This window comes from Nissabacter sp. SGAir0207 (genome assembly GCF_005491205.1).
Lineage (GTDB): Bacteria > Pseudomonadota > Gammaproteobacteria > Enterobacterales > Enterobacteriaceae > Chimaeribacter.
This window is the reverse complement of sequence record NZ_CP028035.1, coordinates 615457-632300: the sequence shown is the minus strand read 5'-3', so window position 1 is coordinate 632300 and position 16844 is coordinate 615457. Positions and strand designations below refer to the sequence as shown.

Below are 16844 nucleotides of genomic sequence, written 5' to 3'. Positions count from 1 at the left end.
ACTGGCCCATCACTTCAGGCTGCTGAGCAGCCCGGCCCGCTGGTTCTCCAGCGCGGTGACGCGGTTGCACACCTCATGGCCGAAGGCGTTGAACTCCTGCTCCTGATTGCTCCACTCCGCCTGAATCGCCTGTTGCAGCCCGCCGAGGTTGCCCATCACCGCCTGCAACGGGTTGCTGTCCGAGGCACCGGCCGCCTGCTTGACGCCCATCTCGTTCAGGCTGTCTTGCAGCACACCGCCCAGGCTCTGCTGCACGATGCGCTCGCCGTCTGCCCGCACCTGATCAATCGCCTGATGGTGGAACACCAGCCCGTCGCTGCGGTGCTCCAGAATGCGGTTCATCTGCTGCTTGAGCTGGCCATTAAGCGTGGTGAGCCGGTTGCGCACGTTGCTGCCACTGCCGAGCTGCTCGACGATGACGCCGTCGAGCGCCACCCGCGCCTTCTCCAGATGCTGCTGCGCGCCGGTGTCAATCCACGGCAGGTCGCGGCGCAACGCCGCCTGATAATCAACCGCCTTCTGGCGTTGCAGGGCGTCCAGATTCACCATCTGGCCGCCACGGTTCACGTCGCCGTTCGGCGAGATAACCACGTTGCCACTGGCCCCTACCACCTGCACGCTCTGTGGGGTGATAACGATGTCATCCTGCGGTTTGACATTGCACTGGTAATCCGCCTGCGCCTGCCCGGCGGCCAGCAGGATGGCGGCACACAGCCCGCTCTGTACGATCTTCTTCAATTGCATACTGACTCCCTCTTCTGCCACCCGGCGGGCGGCAGCTTAAAATATCGAACGGCCAAGACGCTGCGCCAGATGCTCTAAGGCAGCGGTGCCGGCCAAAGAGTTCCCTGCCGGATCGAGTTCCGGTGACCAGACGGCGATGCACATCTCATCCGGCACCACGGCGATGATGCCGCCGCCCACGCCAGACTTGGCTGGCATCCCGACCCGGTAGGCAAATTCACCCGCGCCGTTGTACATGCCACAGGTCACCATCAGCGCATTGATCTGCCGCGCCTGACGGGGCGATAGCAGCGCCGTCTCCGCATCCAGCGCCTGCCCACGGTTGGCGAGGTAGACAAAGGCGCGCGCCAATTCGCGGCAGCTCATGCGCAGGGCACAGTAATTAAAATAGGTCTGAAGTACCGAAAGCACCTCATTCTCGAAGTTGCCAAATGACTTCATCAGGTAGGCGATGGCGGCGTTGCGGTCGCCGTGGTCGAACTCCGAGCGCGCCACCCGCCCGTCGTAACCGATGTCCGGCTGGCCGGCGAGCTGGCGCACCACCTCCAGCATCCGCTGGCGCGGGGCGCTGAGGCGGGTTTGCAGCATGTCGCACACCACCAGCGCGCCGGGGTTGATGAAGGGGTTGCGCGGCTTGCCCTGCTCCAGCTCCAACTGCACCAGCGAGTTGAACGGCTGGCCTGATGGCTCCTTGCCCACCCGCTGCCAGATCTCCTGCTCCGGGTAGCGCGTCAGCGCCAGCGTCAGGCTCAGCACCTTGGAGATCGACTGGATGGAGAAGCGCTCGGCGGCGTCGCCAGCATAGTACTCCCGCCCATCCACCGTACAGATGGCAATGCCCAGCCGATCCGCCGGCACCTCCGCCAGCGCCGGGATATAGTCCGCCACCTTGCCCTGCCCAATCAACGGGCGGGTGAGATTGACGATCTCCTCCAGCAGGCCGTTATCCAATTCTGTCATCACCTTGGGTGCCTCACGCACTGTCCCCACTCCTTCATGAAATTTTCACCCCCAAAATATCCTCTTGGGCCGGGTTTCAGCAATGCCGCACTGCCCTATTCCCGCCTTCCGCCGAAAGTTTGACCATAGCGACCAAAAATGGCGCGGTTGGCAATTGCGGCCAGCCCGTCGGCACTGATTCGTTTCAGCCAAAGTTGAATATAATCCGCAACTTATAAATATGGTGATAAATCATCCACATACCTCTAAAGAGTGATCCCAAGGCGAGATTGATTTGCATCAATATTCACGCCAGCCAACCCGTTATCGTAAGCGCAGCATAAAAGAAACTGAGGCAAAAATGAGCAAAGTCAGAGTTGCTGTGATCGGTAACGGGATGGTAGGCCACCGCTTCATCGAAGAGTTGATGGAAAAAGCGGAGCCGGGCCAGTTCGAAATTACCGTTTTTTGTGAGGAGCCACGCATCGCCTACGATCGCGTCCATCTCTCCTCCTACTTCTCCCACCATACCGCTGAGGAGCTGTCGCTGGTTCGTGAGGGTTTCTACGAGAAGCACGGCGTCAAGGTGCTGCTCGGCGAGCGCGCCATCACCCTTAACCGTCAGGAGAAGGTGATCCACTCCAACACCGGCCGTACCGTCTGGTATGACAAACTGGTGATGGCCACCGGCTCCTACCCGTGGGTGCCGCCGATCAAGGGCGCGGAGGGGCAGGATTGCTTCGTCTACCGCACCATCGAGGATCTCAACGCGATTGAGTCCTGCGCCCGCCGCAGCAAGCGCGGCGCGGTGGTCGGCGGCGGCCTGCTCGGGCTGGAAGCGGCTGGCGCGCTGAAGAGCCTCGGCGTGGAGACCCACGTGGTGGAGTTCGCACCGGTGCTGATGGGCGAACAGCTCGACCGGCTGGGCGGCGAACAGCTGCGCCAGAAAATCGAGCGGATGGGCGTGCGGGTGCACACCAGCAAAAACACCCAGGAGATCCTTCAGCAGGGCCGTGAAGCGCGCAAAACCATGCAGTTCGCCGACGGCAGCGCGCTGGAGGTGGACTTCATCGTCTTCTCCACCGGCATCCGGCCGCAGGACAAGCTGGCGCAACAGTGTGGGCTGCCCACCGCGCCGCGCGGCGGCATCGTGATCAACAGCCAGTGCCAGAGCGCCGACCCGGACGTCTACGCCATCGGCGAGTGCGCCGCCTGGCATGAAAAAGTCTATGGGCTGGTCGCGCCGGGCTACAAGATGGCGCAGGTGGCGGCCGATCACCTGCTGGGCCGCGACAACGCCTTCACCGGCGCGGACATGAGCGCCAAGCTGAAGCTGCTTGGTGTGGATGTCGGCGGCATTGGCGATGCGCAGGGGCGCACGCCGGGCGCGCGCAGCTACGTCTATCTGGATGAGCGCCAGGAGATCTACAAGCGGCTGGTGGTCAGCGAGGATAACAAAACGCTGCTCGGCGCGGTGCTGGTGGGCGACACCAGCGACTACGGCAACCTGCTGCAACTGGCGCTGAACGCCATCCCGCTGCCAGAGCACCCGGACGCGCTGATCCTGCCAGCGCACGCCAGCGGCGGCAAACCGGCCATCGGCGTGGAGTCGCTGCCGGAGACGGCGCAGATCTGCTCCTGCTTTGACGTCACCAAGGGCGACATCATCCGCGCGGTACAGGCTGGCTGCCACACCGTCGCCGCCCTGAAGGCCGAAACCAAGGCCGGTACCGGCTGCGGCGGCTGCGTGCCGCTGGTGACCCAGGTGCTGAACGCCGAGCTGAGCAAACAGGGCATCGAGGTCAACCACCACCTCTGCGAGCACTTCCCCTACTCCCGGCAGGAGCTTTACCACCTGATCCGCGTGGAGGGCATCACCTCCTTTGACGCGCTGCTGGCGAAATATGGCCGCGGCTATGGCTGCGAGGTGTGCAAGCCGACCGTCGGCTCGCTGCTCGCCTCCTGCTGGAACGACTATGTGCTGGCGCCGCAACACACCCCGTTGCAGGACAGCAACGACATCTTCCTCGGCAACATCCAAAAAGATGGCACCTACTCGGTGATCCCGCGCTCCGCTGGCGGCGAGATCACGCCAGAGGGGCTGCTGGCGATTGGCGAAGTGGCGCGCGACTACCGGCTCTACACCAAGATCACCGGCTCACAGCGCATCGGTCTGTTCGGCGCGCAGAAAGATGACCTGCCAGCCATCTGGCAGCGGTTGATCGACGCGGGCTTCGAGACCGGCCACGCCTACGCCAAGGCGCTGCGCATGGCGAAAACCTGCGTCGGCAGCGCGTGGTGCCGCTTTGGCGTCGGTGACAGCGTGAGCCTCGGCGTCACGCTGGAGAACCGCTACAAGGGCATCCGCACTCCGCACAAGATGAAATTTGGCGTCTCTGGCTGCACCCGCGAGTGCGCCGAGGCACAGGGCAAAGACGTCGGCATCATCGCCACTGAAAATGGCTGGAACCTCTATGTCTGCGGCAACGGCGGCATGAAGCCGCGCCACGCCGACCTGCTGGCGGCCGATCTCGATCGCGAGACGCTGGTGCGCTACCTCGACCGCTTCATGATGTTCTACCTGCGCACCGCCGACAAACTGCAACGTACCTCCCTGTGGCTGGAGAGCCTGGAGGGCGGCATCGGCTACCTGCGCAGCGTGATCATTGACGACAAGCTGGGGCTGAATGCGCAGCTGGAGGAGGAGATGGCGCGCCTGCGCGGTCAGGTGAGCTGTGAATGGCGAGAAACGCTGGCGCACCCAGAGCAACTGGCGCGCTTTGCCCACTTTATCAATAGCCCGCTGCGCGACCCGAACGTGCAGTGGACGCCGGAGCGCGACCAGCACCGCCCGGCGCGCCCGGAGGAGCGTATCCCGGTGCAACTGCTGGATCAGGAGGTGACGAAATGAGCCAGTGGATCGATCTCTGCCCCTTGGAAGCCATCCTGCCCGGCTGCGGCGTCTGCGCGCTGGCTGGCAGTGAGCAGGTGGCCCTGTTCCGTCCGTGGCGTGACGAGCGGGTGTTCGCCATTAGCAATATTGATCCCTTCGCCCAAGCGAGCGTGCTGTCGCGCGGCATCATCGCCGAGCATCAGGGCGAGCTGTGGGTCGCCAGCCCGCTGAAAAAACAGCGCTTCCGGCTGCGTGACGGGCAGTGCATGGAGGAGGAGAGCCGCTCCATCGCCAGCTACCCGGTGCGCGTCCGCGCTGGCCGCATCGAGATTAACCTCTGACTTTTTTGGGGCCGCAAGGCCCCGCTTTTAACCCTGAGAAAATGCTGTATGTTCACTGACACCCTGAATAAGTGTGCCGCCAATGCCGCCCGCATTGCGCGCCTCAACCAAGAGAACCCGTTCGGCTTCTGGATCAGCGCCGCGATGGCCGGTGCCTACGTCGGGCTGGGGATCATCTTGATCTTCACCCTCGGCAACCTGCTGGAACCGGCCATGCGCCCGCTGGTGATGGGCGCGACCTTCGGCATCGCGCTGACGCTGGTGATCATCGCCGGTTCGGAGCTGTATACCGGCCACACCATGTTCCTGACGCTCGGCGTGAAGGCTGGCACCCTCAGTGCCGGGCAGATGTGGGCCATCCTGCCGCAAACCTGGCTGGGCAACCTGCTCGGCTCGGTGCTGGTCGCGCTGCTCTATAGCTGGGGCGGCGGCAGCCTGTTGCCGGTGGACACCAGTCTGGTGCACACCGTGGCGCTGGCGAAGACCACCGCACCGGCCTCGGTGCTGTTCTTCAAGGGCGCGCTCTGCAACTGGCTGGTCTGTCTGGCGATCTGGATGGCGCTGCGGGTGGAAGGCTCAGCTAAATTCATCGCCATCTGGTGGTGCTTGCTGGCCTTTATCGCCTCTGGCTATGAGCACTCCATCGCCAACATGACGCTGTTCGCCCTCTCCTGGCTCGGCCACCACAGCGAGGCCTACACCCTGTCGGGCATCGGCCACAACCTGCTGTGGGTGACGCTGGGCAACACCTTCTCCGGCGCGGTATTTATGGGGCTGGGCTACTGGTACGTGACCCCGCGTGACCAGCGTCCGCACTCCGCCAACGCCACCAAGCACCGGGTGGCCTGAGATGGATTACCTGCCGATTTTCTGCCAGCTGCGCGGGCGTGACTGCCTGCTGGTGGGCGGCGGCGAAGTGGCCGAGCGCAAGGCCCGGCTGCTGCTGGAGGCTGGCGCGCGGCTGACCGTCTGCGCGCCAGAGGCCACGCCGCAGATTCGCCACTGGGCGGCACAGGCCGAGCTGACGCTGGTGCCCCGTCCCTTTGACGAAGCGCTGCTGGCAGGAAGCTGGCTGGTGATCGCCGCCACCCACACCCCGGCGGTCAACCAACAGGTGAGCGAGGCCGCCGAGGCGCGGCGCATCTTCTGCAATGTGGTGGATGCGCCGCAACAGGGCGGCTTTATCATGCCCTCGATCATTGACCGCTCGCCGCTGATGGTGGCGGTCTCCTCCGGCGGGCAGGCACCGGTGCTGGCGCGGCTGCTGCGCGAGAAGCTGGAGGCGCTGCTGCCCCAGCACCTCGGCGCACTGGCCAGCCACGCCGGTCGCCTGCGGCAGCGGGCCAAGGCGCACTGGAAAACGTTAGGCGAGCGCCGGCGCTTCTGGGAGAAGCTGCTGAGCCACAGTCGGCTGACGCAGGCGCTGGCTAACCATGATGCCCAGCAGGTCACGCAACTGACCGAGGCGCTGTTCGAGCAGCCGCTGGAGGATCGCGGCGAGGTGGTGCTGGTCGGTGCCGGGCCGGGGGACGCCGGTTTGCTGACGCTGAAGGGGTTGCAGCAGATCCAGCAGGCGGATGTGGTGGTGTATGACCGGCTGGTCTCTGATGAGATCATGGCGCTGGTGCGGCGTGATGCCACGCGGATCTTTGTCGGCAAGCGCGCTGGCCACCACTGCGTGCCGCAGGATCAGATCAACCAGATCCTGCTGGATCAGGCGCGCAGCGGCAACCGGGTGGTGCGGCTGAAAGGCGGCGATCCCTTTATCTTTGGCCGCGGCGGCGAGGAGCTGGAGACGCTGCACGACGCGGGCATCCCCTTCTCGGTGGTGCCCGGCATCACCGCCGCCTCGGGCTGCGCCGCCTACAGCGGCATCCCGCTGACCCACCGCGACTACGCGCAGGGTGTCCGGCTGGTGACCGGCCATGCCCAGCGTGAGGGGGAGTTGGATTGGGCCAATCTGGAGGCAGAGCGGCAGACGCTGGTGTTTTACATGGGGCTGAGCCAGACGCCCACCATCCAGCAGCAGTTGATCCACCACGGCATGGATCCGGCGATGCCGGTGGCGCTGGTGGAGAACGGCACCTCCACGCAACAGCGGGTGGTGAGCGGCACGCTGGCGCAACTGGCGGCGCTGGCGCAGGAGGTGCGCAGCCCCAGTTTGATCATCGTTGGCCGGGTGGTGGCGCTGCGTGAGCGGCTCAACTGGTTCGGTGCCTGACGCCCATAAAAAAAGCGCCCGCAGGCGCTTTTTTTTTCAGGCGGGACTCAATCCCACCAGATATCAAACAGGTCGCTGACCACCACGTCCTGCATCTTGTGCTGCTCCAGCCACGCCTGCACCAGCTGGCGGTGCTCGTCAGTGCAGCGGCCCACCTTTTGCAGGCAGACCAGCCCTTCCCACTGCAAATAGCCGCTGCCATCAAAGGCCAGGCCATTCGGCTCGATCACCCCATCAATGAAGGCATCCAGCGCGCGGTCGATCTCATCCACCGGCGTGCCCTCAGGGAAGGCCCACTTGACGGAGAAGCCCAGCTCCTGGAACTCCGCGATATGTAATTTTTTGCGTAAACGGCGGCTGCGTTGTGTGGCCATTACTTCTTCCTCTCGAACATTAAGTCCCATACGCCGTGGCCGAGACGGTGGCCACGCGCTTCGAATTTGGTCAGCGGGCGGGAGTCCGGGCGCGGCACGTAGCCGCCGCTCTCGGAGCGGTTACGGTAGCCAGCGATCTGGTTCATCACCTCCAGCATGTGCTCCGCATAGGCTTCCCAGTCGGTCGCCATATGGAAGACGCCGCCCAGCTTCAGCTTGCGCAGCACCAGATCGGCAAACGGCACCTGCACGATGCGGCGCTTGTTGTGGCGCGCCTTGTGCCATGGATCCGGGAAGAACAGCTGCACCATGGTCAGCGAGTTGTCCGGGATCATGTTCTCCAGCACTTCCACCGCGTCATGGCACATCACGCGCAGGTTGCTGACACCCGCCTCATGGGCGGTGCCGAGGCACGCGCCGACGCCCGGCGAGTGCACTTCAATGCCGAGGAAGTTCTGGTGCGGGTTGTTCTGCGCCATGGTCACCAGCGAGGTGCCCATGCCAAAGCCGATCTCCAGCACCGTCGGTGCCTCACGGCCAAACAGTGTCTCCAGGCTGACCGGCGACGTCTGGTACTCCACGCCCATTTCCGGCCAGTAGTTGTCCAGCGCGAGTTGCTGCCCTTTGGTCAGGCGGCCCTGGCGGCGGACAAAGCTGCGGATACGGCGCATCGGGCGGCCGTTTTCATCAAATTCCGGTGAAATGACGTCATTAATCATGGTGCTTATCGTCTGTTTGGCTGTGAATAAAAGAAAGGCGCATTATCCAAAGATACCCTGCTTTAGCAAGCGCCGCGTTGAGATTGTCGCCGTTATGGTGCCCATAGTCGGCAACTTCCGGTTTACTCCGGCCAGCGTCTGTGCTGGAATCGCTGGCTACTCATTATCTGATGACTATCGAACCCGCCTATGATGGAAGCGCAACAGTTCGCGCACCAGGTGCTTGACTGGTACCAGCGCTACGGCCGCAAGACCCTGCCGTGGCAACTCGAAAAAACTCCCTACAAAGTATGGCTCTCTGAAGTGATGTTGCAACAGACCCAGGTGGCAACCGTCATTCCCTACTTTGAACGCTTTATGGCGCGCTTCCCGGACGTGCGCGATCTGGCCGCCGCTCCGCTGGATGAGGTGCTGCACCTCTGGACCGGGCTGGGCTACTACGCCCGCGCCCGCAACCTGCACAAGGCGGCGCAGCAGGTGGTCACGCTGCACGGCGGCGAGTTCCCCACCACCTTTGAGGCGGTCGCGGCCCTGCCGGGCGTTGGCCGCTCCACCGCTGGCGCGGTGCTGTCGCTGTCATTGGGGCAGCATTACCCGATCCTCGACGGCAACGTGAAGCGCGTGCTGGCGCGCTGCTACGCGGTGGCTGGCTGGCCGGGCGAGAAGCGCGTCGAGAACCGCCTGTGGCAGATTAGCGAACAGGTGACGCCAGCCGCTGGCGTGCAGAAGTTCAATCAGGCGATGATGGATCTCGGGGCGATGGTCTGTACCCGCTCCAAGCCCAAGTGCGAGATCTGCCCGCTGAACCGTGGCTGCGAAGCCTACGCCCACCATAGCTGGGCCGAGTACCCCGGCAAGAAGCCGAAAAAAGTGCTGCCGGTGCGCACCGGCTGGCTGGCATTGGTGGAGCGGCAGGGGCACGTTTGGCTGGAGAAGCGCCCGCCCTCCGGGCTGTGGGGTGGGCTATACTGCTTCCCGCAGTTTGAGGAGGAGAGCGCGCTGGTGGCGTGGCTGGCCGGGCACCAGCTCCAGGGCGCGCCGCGCGAGCAGCTGGTCGCCTTTCGCCATACATTCAGCCACTTCCACCTGGATATCGTACCGGTGCACATAACCAGCGCATCCGCGCCGGGTGGCATGGATGCCGGCTCCGGTCTCTGGTATAACTTAGCGCAACCGCCCTCTGTGGGGCTGGCCGCCCCGGTTGAGCGCCTGTTGGCCCAGCTGGCGCGCCACGCGCCCACACAGCACACACTATTTGGCCATCACGCCGCCGATGAGGAATAAGCATGAGCAGAACCATCTATTGCACCTTTTTAAAACGCGAGGCCGAGGGCCAGGACTTCCAGCTCTATCCGGGCGATCTGGGCAAGCGCATCTATAACGAGATCTCCAAAGAGGCGTGGGCGCAGTGGCAGACCAAGCAGACCATGCTGATCAACGAGAAAAAACTCAACATGATCAACGTGGCCGACCGCAAACTGCTGGAGCAGGAGATGATCAACTTCCTGTTTGAGGGACAGGACGTCCACATCGAAGGCTACACCCCGCCGAGCGAATAGTCCGGGACATCACATTTTCAGGGCTGGATTGGCCCTGCTTCTTTCATCACGACACGGCTTTGAAGATGAAGAAAATTTTAGCGCTGCTCCTTGTCGCGCCTCTGCTGGTGTCTTGCTCCGGCAAAAAAAACAGCAATGAATTCAATGAAGCATTTGTGAAGGATACCAACGGCTTCGATATCCTGATGGGGCAGTTCGCCAACAATATCGAAAATATCTGGGGGATGAACGAGGTTCTGATCGCCGGGCCGAAGGATTACGTCAAATATTCCGACCAGTACCAGACCCGCAGCCACATCAACTTTGATAGCGGCACCATCACCATCGAGACCATCGCTGGCACCGATCCCGCGGCGCACCTGCGTCAGGCGATCATCACCACCCTGCTGATTGGCGAGGATCCGGGCGGCGTCGATCTCTACTCAGACGCCAACGACATCCAGATCAGCAAGGAGCCGCTGCTCTACGGCCAGGTGCTGGACAACACCGGCGAGCCGATCCGCTGGGAGTGGCGCGCCGCGCGCTTTGCTGACTACCTGTTGCAGAGCCGCCTGCAAAAGCGCGAGTCCGGCCTGCGCGTTATCTACTCAGTGACCATCCAGCTGGTACCCAACCACCTCGACAAGCGTGCGCATAAATACCTGCCGATGGTGCGACAGGCGGCCGCCAAGTATGGCGTCGAATCCTCGCTGATCCTGGCAATCATGCAGACCGAATCGAGCTTCAACCCCTACGCGGTCAGCCACTCCGACGCACTGGGGCTGATGCAGGTGGTGCAGCACTCCGCGGGCGTGGACGTGTTCAAGATGCAGGGGAAATGGGGCAAGCCGAGCCGCAGCTACCTGTTTGACCCGGCGAACAACATCGACACCGGCACCGCCTATCTGGCGATTTTGCAGAACAACTATCTGGGCGGCATCAGCAACCCGACCTCCCGCCGTTATGCGGTGATCACCGCCTACAACGGCGGCGCGGGCAGCGTGCTGCGCGTCTTCTCCAGCGACAAGGAGCGGGCGTTGAACATCATCAACAGCATGGCGCCGGGGGATGTCTACACCACCCTGACCACCAAGCACCCCTCTGGCGAGTCGCGCCGTTACCTCTACAAGGTCAACACCGCGCAGAAGAGCTACCGCCGCGGCGGTTAAGCTCTCTCCAACAAAAAGGCCGCATTGCGCGGCCTTTTTTTATGGCGGGGATCAGGCTGGCGGCTGCGCCAGCACGTACCCCATGATGCGTCGCCACCCCTCTGGCTTTTTCTCGACGTAGACGCCCTGCAACTCCGGCGAGAAGCCCGGCAACCGGTTGATGCCCTCCTCCAGCGCCATGAAGTAGCGTTGCACCGCCCCGCCCCACACCTCGCCCGGCACCACGCAGAGCACCCCCGGCGGATAGGGCAGCGCCCCCTCCACCGCCACCCGCCCGGCAGCCTCGCCGATCGGCACCAGCTCGGCGTTGTCGCGGATAAATTCGTTGTGCGCGTCCTGGGTGTTCATCTCCACCTGTGGCAGGTGGGCATGGCGGAACATCTCTTTCTGCAACTGCTTCACGTCAAAGCTGACGTAGAGGTCATGCATCTCCTGGCAGAGCTGGCGCAGGGTGTAGCCGCGGTAGCGCGCCTCGTTCTTGCGGTAGACCGTCGGCAGCACCTCCTCGAGCGGCGCATCTTCGGCGATGTAGCGCTCGAAGCGCACCAGCTCCTCCACCAGATGCGTCATTTTCGCCATGCTCTCTGCGGGCGTCAGCAGGAACAGGATCGAGTTGAGATCGCTCTTCTCCGGCACGATGCCGTTCTCGCGCAGGTAGTTGGCGAGGATGGTGGCCGGGATGCCGAACGGGGTGTACTTGCCAGTCGCCGCATCGATGCCCGGCGTGGTCAGCAACAGCTTGCAGGGATCGACGAAGTACTGGTTGTCGGCGTAGCCCTCGAAGGCGTGCCACTTCTCGCCCGGCACGAAGTCGAAGAAGCGCACGTCATTGGCCATCAGGTTGGTGTCGTGATCCTGCCACGGCGTGCCATCCACCTGCACCGGCACGAAGGGCTTGATCATGCTGCAACGGTTGAGCAGCATTTTGCGCGCCTCGATGCCAGTTTTGACGCACTCGAGCCACATGTGGTGGCCGCTGCCGTTGGCATGCATCCGCGCGTTGACGTCCAGCGCCGCGAACAGCGGGTAGAACGGGCTGGTGGAGGCGTGCAGCATGAAGGCGTTGTTCAGCTTTTTGTGGCTGACGTGGCGCTTCTGCCCCTTGATGTGGTTATCTTTTTTATGGATCTGCGAGGTCTGGGAGAAGCCTGCCTGCTGCTTGTGCACCGACTGGGTGACGATAATGCCCGGATCGTTTTCATCCAGGTCGAGCAGCAGCGGCGAGCACTGCTGCATCATCGGGATAAACTGCTCATAGCCGACCCACGCGGAGTCAAACAGGATGTAGTCACACAGGTGGCCGATCTTCTCCACCACCTGCCGGGCGTTGTAGACGGTGCCGTCGTAGGTGCCGAGCTGGATGATCGCCAACCGGAATGGCCGCGCCGCGCCAGCCTTGTGCGGCGCCACCTCGCGAACTTGCTGGCGCAGGTAGGCCTCATCGAAGCAGTGCGCGTCAATGCCGCCGATAAAGCCGAACGGGTTACGCGCCGTCTCCAGATAGACCGGTGTCGCCCCAGCCTGGATCAGCGCACCGTGATGGTTGGATTTGTGGTTGTTGCGGTCGAACAGCACCAGATCGCCACGCGTCAGCAGCGCGTTGCACACCACCTTATTCGCCGCCGACGTGCCATTCAGCACGAAGTAGGTTTTGTCGGCGTTAAACACCTTTGCCGCGTGTTTCTGCGCGTCTTTGGCGCTGCCCTCGTGGATCAGCAGATCGCCCAGCTTGACGTCAGCATTGCACATGTCAGCACGAAAGACGTTCTCGCCGAAGAACTCATAGAACTGGCGGCCAGCCGGGTGACGCATGAAGAACTCCCCGCCCTGATGGCCGGGGCAGGCAAAGGTGGCATTCTTCATCTCGACATACTTTTTCAGCGTGTCGAAGAACGGCGGGAACAGCGCCTCCTCATACGCGGTGGCGGCGGCCTCCACCTGGGCACCGTAGAAAGCCCGGTTGGCGTCATGCAGCGCAATGACCCCTTTCAGACGTGGCAAATAGTCCGGGGAGACGCTCTCCTCCCCAGTCACAGCAACAAATGCCGGGATGGCGAACCCGCTCTGCTCAATGGCGTCCAACCGGCCGGCGGCCAGATCACTGGCAGACACCACGATCGCGGCGACGTCGGTATAGTCCGCGGCATCCAACCCAATGATGTCACGGGCGGTATCGAGACGTGGGGCCACGCCGGCGCTTGCTGCTATTTTCAATGATTTCATATCTCAACTCTCAAACTGTGAAGGATGAGGGTGTGCCACGTCGGCACGGCAATGGGAAGGCACCACACGGCGTGCCATCCCGGCAAAGTGATGCCTGCCCACTGGTAACGCGGCGGGTCGGATTCAGACGATAACTGGGATCAGCACCGTTGATAGACATCAGTAAAACCAGAGTGCGGCTCTGTTTTTAATAATGGCTAACCGCGAGCACAGGTTGGCTTCACCGCATGGTGAATTCAGCAAGGGGTATCGAACAGGAGAGCGCCGGGCACCGGCGAACAGGCATTGACGAGGCCGTGGCAGACGCCACGTAGCAACATGGGGAGGAGCAATGTGTGAAGAGTGTCATGCCGCAACCCTCATCGCTTTCGCGCAATAACGGAAGTCAAAATTTGCGCAATCATGGCACTTTTCCCTAAGGGGTTCAAGCTTCATCCCCGGCGCAGCCCCCTACCCAACCGGTCATTGCTATAAAATTCAACGCTTGAACCACAAAGCAGGAAAAACCCGTTGACGGCATCCAGCCAATACGGTTTAATGCGCCCCGTTGCCCGGATAGCTCAGTCGGTAGAGCAGGGGATTGAAAATCCCCGTGTCCTTGGTTCGATTCCGAGTCCGGGCACCACTTATTCAGAAAACCCGCCTTATGGCGGGTTTTTGCTTTTCTGCATCCGGACTCTTCATCGAACTGCGTTCGATTCACTCGCCGCTTCCTGCGGCTCGCCCTGCGGGCAGCGCTGACGCGCTGTGCAAAACGCTCCCGGCGTTTTGTCCGAGTCCGGGCACCACTTATTTAAAGAACCCGCCCAAAAGGCGGGTTTTTGCTTTTCTGCGTCCGGACTCTTCATCGAACTGCGTTCGATTCACTCGCCGCTTCCTGCGGCTCGCCCTACGGGCAGCGCTAACGCGCTGTGCAAAACGCTCCCGGCGTTTTGTCCGAGTCCGGGCACCACTTATTCAGAAAACCCGCCTTATGGCGGGTTTTTGCTTTTCTGCGTCCGGACTCTCCATCGAACTACGTTCGATTCACTCGCCGCTTCCTGCGGCTCGCCCTACGGGCAGCGCTAACGCGCTGTGCAAAACGCTCCCGGCGTTTTGTCCGAGTCCGGGCACCACTTATTTAAAGAACCCGCCCAAAAGGCGGGTTTTTGCTTTTCTGCGTCCGGACTCTCCATCGAACTGCGCTCGATTCACTCGCCGCCTCCTGCGGCTCGCCCTAGGGCAGCGCTTCCAAGCTACAAAACCCACTGAAAAATCGTGATGTTGTGTAAAAAATCTCTTTCTTGTTATGCATGAGTGATTTTTCCAAAAAATTTCTTAAAAAGAACATCTTGGAATCAGTAATGTAGTATTACCACTGCTGTTTAAGTAAAAATTTGTAGTGCATTTTTATATTTATTTTACATCGAGATGTTATCTTGCCCGCCTCAATGTTTTTCTATTTTACCAGAGGTTAAATGTGAATAACTGTCTTGCAGAAAATGTTCTGAATTGTGGTTGCAGGATGGCTTTATGTCATCACGCTTGCTACTGGCAAGGTGATTTTATATGCAACAATAGGTTCTCACTTCACAAATACATATTGATTATGTACTTGAGCATTTCTATTTTCTGTCTGGAAGGCCCATCTTTTTGGAAGTAGATATAAACATTCCGAGGAATGTTAACAGCGGGTTCATAACGAATCCCCATGCCTCGGTAAGCGGAAGCCATTTTTAAAGACATCACTGAATGATATCTTCCTGTTTTAATATAGTAGAGAAGTTTTGTGATATCAAAGTCATGCTCCACTAAATCAGTGACGGCATATTCATTTTGGAAATAATATAAAAAACTCGATTTTATCATATGGGTGAACTTATCTTTGTAAATTAACAGATGAGAGGGTTGTCCTTTCGTCGTCATACTGTTGTTCCGAACAAATACAAAACCATCATGCTGCCACTTTTCTTCTTGAATAGAGGGGAATATTTTGAACTGACGGTGTGAAATGATGATATCATTTTGCAAGTTATTAACAATCTCAGATTGTTGAGTTGCAAGATGCTCTCTGATACATAAGGCGCCGGGAAACTCAAAGCTGACTGCAGCAGAGATATGCTCAAAAATATACTGTGGAATACTGTAATCAAACTTGAATTTTTCCGGGATATTTTGATTATTAAAGATAAACTCTTCGACACCCAGTAGATAATTGTAAGTGGAATGAATCTTTGAAAACAACTCAAGCGCAAATGGCGTTGGTTCCAGATCGTTATATTTGCGCAGAAATAATTTCTGACCCAATATCTCTTCCATTTCACTGATTATTTTTGTTAGAGGAGAACGGGTAATATAAAGCTTTTCCGCGGCTCGCGTAAAACTTCTCTCTTGAACTGTCGTAATAAAATACTTCATCTGTTTTGATATTAACATATTCACTTGACATGCACCTTGTTAATTAACACATAAAAGTATACATTTAAAACATTGTCAATTTACAATAGCATTGAAACAAAAAAACCGATCTGTATCTTGTCATTTTTTAATCTATTTATTTCTATTTTTTAGTTAACGATCACTCTTTCTCTCATTTAATATACCTGACGTGGGAAATGTCTGGTGTGTTAACATCAGCATTTGAGATATCAGTGCACTGAAGAAAATATGGAGGACGTTATATTAATACTAAATACATTATTGGGTTCCGTATCTTCTTCTGAACCCGATGTTATATTGGGTGCAGTCGTGGGTAGCATGATATTCGTAACCTCTGCTGATGATTTCAATATATATATAAGAACAATACTTTTTATAGCATCATTCTTCATTGGGATTTTATCAGCGGAATTTACCACAACAATAGTAAGCCATTGGATTGTAAACATTTTTGTGGTAGAGGCAGCAATCCCTTTATCGATTGGTGCTACGATCTCGTCCGTTGCTTCCGTTCGACTGTTAATGTTTTTATGTATAAAACCAGCCAAGAAAATGTCACTTTTAGATTTTTTTATTAAAAGGGGTAATCGAGATGAGTGATTTTATATTTAGCGAACGCAGCAAGAATAATCTGGTAGGTGTGCATAACGATCTTGGCACCCTTGCTCATCAGGCACTGAAATTGAGCACGGTTGACTTTTGCATTACAGAAGGATTACGGACAATTGAACAACAAAAGTTGCTCGTCAAACAGGGAAAGTCACAAACGCTTAATAGCCGCCACCTCTCTGGTCACGCTATTGATGTTTTCGCCTATCCTGACGCTTCAGGTAGCTGGGACTTTGCCTATTATGAGATGATTGCTGATGCATTCAAAAAAGCGTCTGTCATTACCAAACTTCCTATAGAGTGGGGAGGAGATTGGAAAACATTCAAAGATGGAGCACACTTTCAACTCCCGTGGCGGGACTATCCGCTTTGAATATTAAGTTCCACATGAATGTCACAAGTCATAATGTAGACATTGTTACGAAATCTTCGGCTTACATTTTTTAACAAAGCCGAAGATTTCATCTTGCCAGTTGAAACTCCGCGAAAAAAACTCACCCCATTTTATCGAGTCATAAATAGAGACATCTTCCCTTTGAGAGAAGTATTTTATGATGCCGCCAGACGCCCTGCCCTCTGTTATGGACATCCCTGGCATTTAGTTAACTTTTTTCAGTTATGGCGGCCTCTCTGGGCCGCCATCGTTATGCATTGAC

15 protein-coding genes and 1 tRNA gene are annotated in these 16844 nt (G+C 58.9%); 10 read left to right on the top strand and 6 right to left on the bottom strand.

Annotation, left to right across the window (positions count from 1 at the left end; translation table 11 throughout):
• Positions 1–9: 9 nt before the first annotated feature.
• Together C1N62_RS02725 and glsB are read right to left on the bottom strand one after the other, a co-directional pair.
• Complete coding sequence (locus C1N62_RS02725) at positions 10–744, bottom strand: DUF2884 domain-containing protein (protein WP_137762180.1); 735 nt, start codon at positions 742–744, stop codon at positions 10–12.
• 36 nt (positions 745–780) lie between these two features.
• A complete protein-coding gene (glsB, locus tag C1N62_RS02720; protein WP_137764883.1) occupies positions 781–1707 on the bottom strand; it encodes a glutaminase B in 927 nt (308 codons plus the stop codon).
• A gap of 337 nt (positions 1708–2044) precedes the next feature.
• Here glsB and nirB point away from each other — a divergent pair, with 337 nt between their 5' ends.
• From nirB to cysG, 4 genes are read left to right on the top strand one after another with little or no spacing between them, the layout of a single operon-like run.
• The gene (gene nirB, locus C1N62_RS02715) at positions 2045–4594 is read left to right on the top strand and encodes a nitrite reductase large subunit NirB (protein ID WP_137762179.1); all 2550 of its coding nucleotides are present in this window, start codon (positions 2045–2047) and stop codon (positions 4592–4594) included.
• The gene (gene nirD / locus C1N62_RS02710; RefSeq protein WP_137762178.1) at positions 4591–4917 is read left to right on the top strand and encodes a nitrite reductase small subunit NirD; all 327 of its coding nucleotides are present in this window, start codon (positions 4591–4593) and stop codon (positions 4915–4917) included. The genes nirB and nirD overlap by 4 nt, the downstream gene beginning before the upstream one ends.
• 48 nt (positions 4918–4965) lie before the next feature.
• A complete protein-coding gene (gene nirC, locus C1N62_RS02705) occupies positions 4966–5766 on the top strand; it encodes a nitrite transporter NirC (RefSeq protein WP_137762177.1) in 801 nt (266 codons plus the stop codon).
• A 1-nt stretch (position 5767) separates the two neighbouring features.
• Positions 5768–7138, top strand: coding sequence for a siroheme synthase CysG (gene cysG, locus C1N62_RS02700; RefSeq protein WP_137762176.1), 1371 nt, complete (start codon positions 5768–5770; stop codon positions 7136–7138).
• 47 nt (positions 7139–7185) lie between these two features.
• On the opposite strand, the gene C1N62_RS02695 is transcribed toward cysG, so the two are convergent.
• Together C1N62_RS02695 and trmB are read right to left on the bottom strand one after the other, a co-directional pair.
• Positions 7186–7512, bottom strand: coding sequence for a YggL family protein (locus C1N62_RS02695; protein ID WP_137762175.1), 327 nt, complete (start codon positions 7510–7512; stop codon positions 7186–7188).
• Positions 7512–8231: a tRNA (guanosine(46)-N7)-methyltransferase TrmB gene (gene trmB, locus C1N62_RS02690; RefSeq protein WP_137762174.1), complete on the bottom strand. Its 720-nt coding sequence runs from the start codon at positions 8229–8231 to the stop codon at positions 7512–7514. The genes C1N62_RS02695 and trmB overlap by 1 nt, the downstream gene beginning before the upstream one ends.
• Positions 8232–8420: 189 nt before the next feature.
• Here trmB and mutY point away from each other — a divergent pair, with 189 nt between their 5' ends.
• The 3 genes from mutY to mltC all read left to right on the top strand — a co-directional run bounded on the left by mutY (position 8421) and on the right by mltC (position 10938).
• Positions 8421–9515, top strand: a complete 1095-nt coding sequence (gene mutY, locus C1N62_RS02685) for an A/G-specific adenine glycosylase (RefSeq protein WP_137762173.1) — start codon at positions 8421–8423, stop codon at positions 9513–9515.
• Positions 9516–9517: 2 nt separating this feature from the next.
• Positions 9518–9790 carry an oxidative damage protection protein gene (locus C1N62_RS02680; RefSeq protein ID WP_137762172.1) on the top strand — a complete coding sequence of 91 codons (273 nt, stop codon included), beginning with the start codon at positions 9518–9520 and terminating at the stop codon, positions 9788–9790.
• Positions 9791–9855: 65 nt separating this feature from the next.
• The gene (gene mltC / locus C1N62_RS02675; protein ID WP_137762171.1) at positions 9856–10938 is read left to right on the top strand and encodes a membrane-bound lytic murein transglycosylase MltC; all 1083 of its coding nucleotides are present in this window, start codon (positions 9856–9858) and stop codon (positions 10936–10938) included.
• Positions 10939–10989: 51 nt separating this feature from the next.
• Here mltC and speF read toward each other — a convergent pair whose 3' ends face one another.
• Positions 10990–13161 carry an ornithine decarboxylase SpeF gene (gene speF / locus C1N62_RS02670; protein ID WP_137762170.1) on the bottom strand — a complete coding sequence of 724 codons (2172 nt, stop codon included), beginning with the start codon at positions 13159–13161 and terminating at the stop codon, positions 10990–10992.
• Between the two features lie 549 nt (positions 13162–13710).
• On the opposite strand from speF, the gene C1N62_RS02665 reads away from it, so the two are divergent.
• Positions 13711–13786, top strand: a tRNA-Phe gene (locus tag C1N62_RS02665).
• Between the two features lie 944 nt (positions 13787–14730).
• Here C1N62_RS02665 and C1N62_RS02660 read toward each other — a convergent pair.
• Complete coding sequence (locus tag C1N62_RS02660; protein WP_240775757.1) at positions 14731–15576, bottom strand: LysR family transcriptional regulator; 846 nt, start codon at positions 15574–15576, stop codon at positions 14731–14733.
• A 231-nt stretch (positions 15577–15807) separates the two neighbouring features.
• On the opposite strand from C1N62_RS02660, the gene C1N62_RS23550 reads away from it, so the two are divergent.
• Both C1N62_RS23550 and C1N62_RS02650 read left to right on the top strand, forming a co-directional pair.
• A complete protein-coding gene (locus tag C1N62_RS23550; RefSeq protein WP_137762168.1) occupies positions 15808–16179 on the top strand; it encodes a putative holin in 372 nt (123 codons plus the stop codon).
• Complete coding sequence (locus tag C1N62_RS02650) at positions 16172–16561, top strand: M15 family metallopeptidase (RefSeq protein ID WP_137762167.1); 390 nt, start codon at positions 16172–16174, stop codon at positions 16559–16561. Before C1N62_RS23550 ends, C1N62_RS02650 begins: the two co-directional genes overlap by 8 nt.
• Positions 16562–16844 lie beyond the last annotated feature (283 nt).

What these genes read in the sequence shown, in the direction of transcription:
- C1N62_RS02650 (WP_137762167.1), top strand. Translation starts at nt 16,172, where the DNA reads ATGAGTGATTTTATATTTAGCGAACGCAGCAAGAATAATCTGGTAGGT.
- nirD (WP_137762178.1), top strand. Translation starts at nt 4,591, where the DNA reads ATGAGCCAGTGGATCGATCTCTGCCCCTTGGAAGCCATCCTGCCCGGC.
- cysG (WP_137762176.1), top strand. Translation starts at nt 5,768, where the DNA reads ATGGATTACCTGCCGATTTTCTGCCAGCTGCGCGGGCGTGACTGCCTG.
- trmB (WP_137762174.1), bottom strand. Translation starts at nt 8,231, where the DNA reads ATGATTAATGACGTCATTTCACCGGAATTTGATGAAAACGGCCGCCCG.
- C1N62_RS23550 (WP_137762168.1), top strand. Translation starts at nt 15,808, where the DNA reads ATGGAGGACGTTATATTAATACTAAATACATTATTGGGTTCCGTATCT.
- nirB (WP_137762179.1), top strand. Translation starts at nt 2,045, where the DNA reads ATGAGCAAAGTCAGAGTTGCTGTGATCGGTAACGGGATGGTAGGCCAC.
- C1N62_RS02725 (WP_137762180.1), bottom strand. Translation starts at nt 744, where the DNA reads ATGCAATTGAAGAAGATCGTACAGAGCGGGCTGTGTGCCGCCATCCTG.
- C1N62_RS02695 (WP_137762175.1), bottom strand. Translation starts at nt 7,512, where the DNA reads ATGGCCACACAACGCAGCCGCCGTTTACGCAAAAAATTACATATCGCG.
- C1N62_RS02680 (WP_137762172.1), top strand. Translation starts at nt 9,518, where the DNA reads ATGAGCAGAACCATCTATTGCACCTTTTTAAAACGCGAGGCCGAGGGC.
- C1N62_RS02660 (WP_240775757.1), bottom strand. Translation starts at nt 15,576, where the DNA reads ATGTTAATATCAAAACAGATGAAGTATTTTATTACGACAGTTCAAGAG.
- mutY (WP_137762173.1), top strand. Translation starts at nt 8,421, where the DNA reads ATGATGGAAGCGCAACAGTTCGCGCACCAGGTGCTTGACTGGTACCAG.
- mltC (WP_137762171.1), top strand. Translation starts at nt 9,856, where the DNA reads ATGAAGAAAATTTTAGCGCTGCTCCTTGTCGCGCCTCTGCTGGTGTCT.
- nirC (WP_137762177.1), top strand. Translation starts at nt 4,966, where the DNA reads ATGTTCACTGACACCCTGAATAAGTGTGCCGCCAATGCCGCCCGCATT.
- speF (WP_137762170.1), bottom strand. Translation starts at nt 13,161, where the DNA reads ATGAAATCATTGAAAATAGCAGCAAGCGCCGGCGTGGCCCCACGTCTC.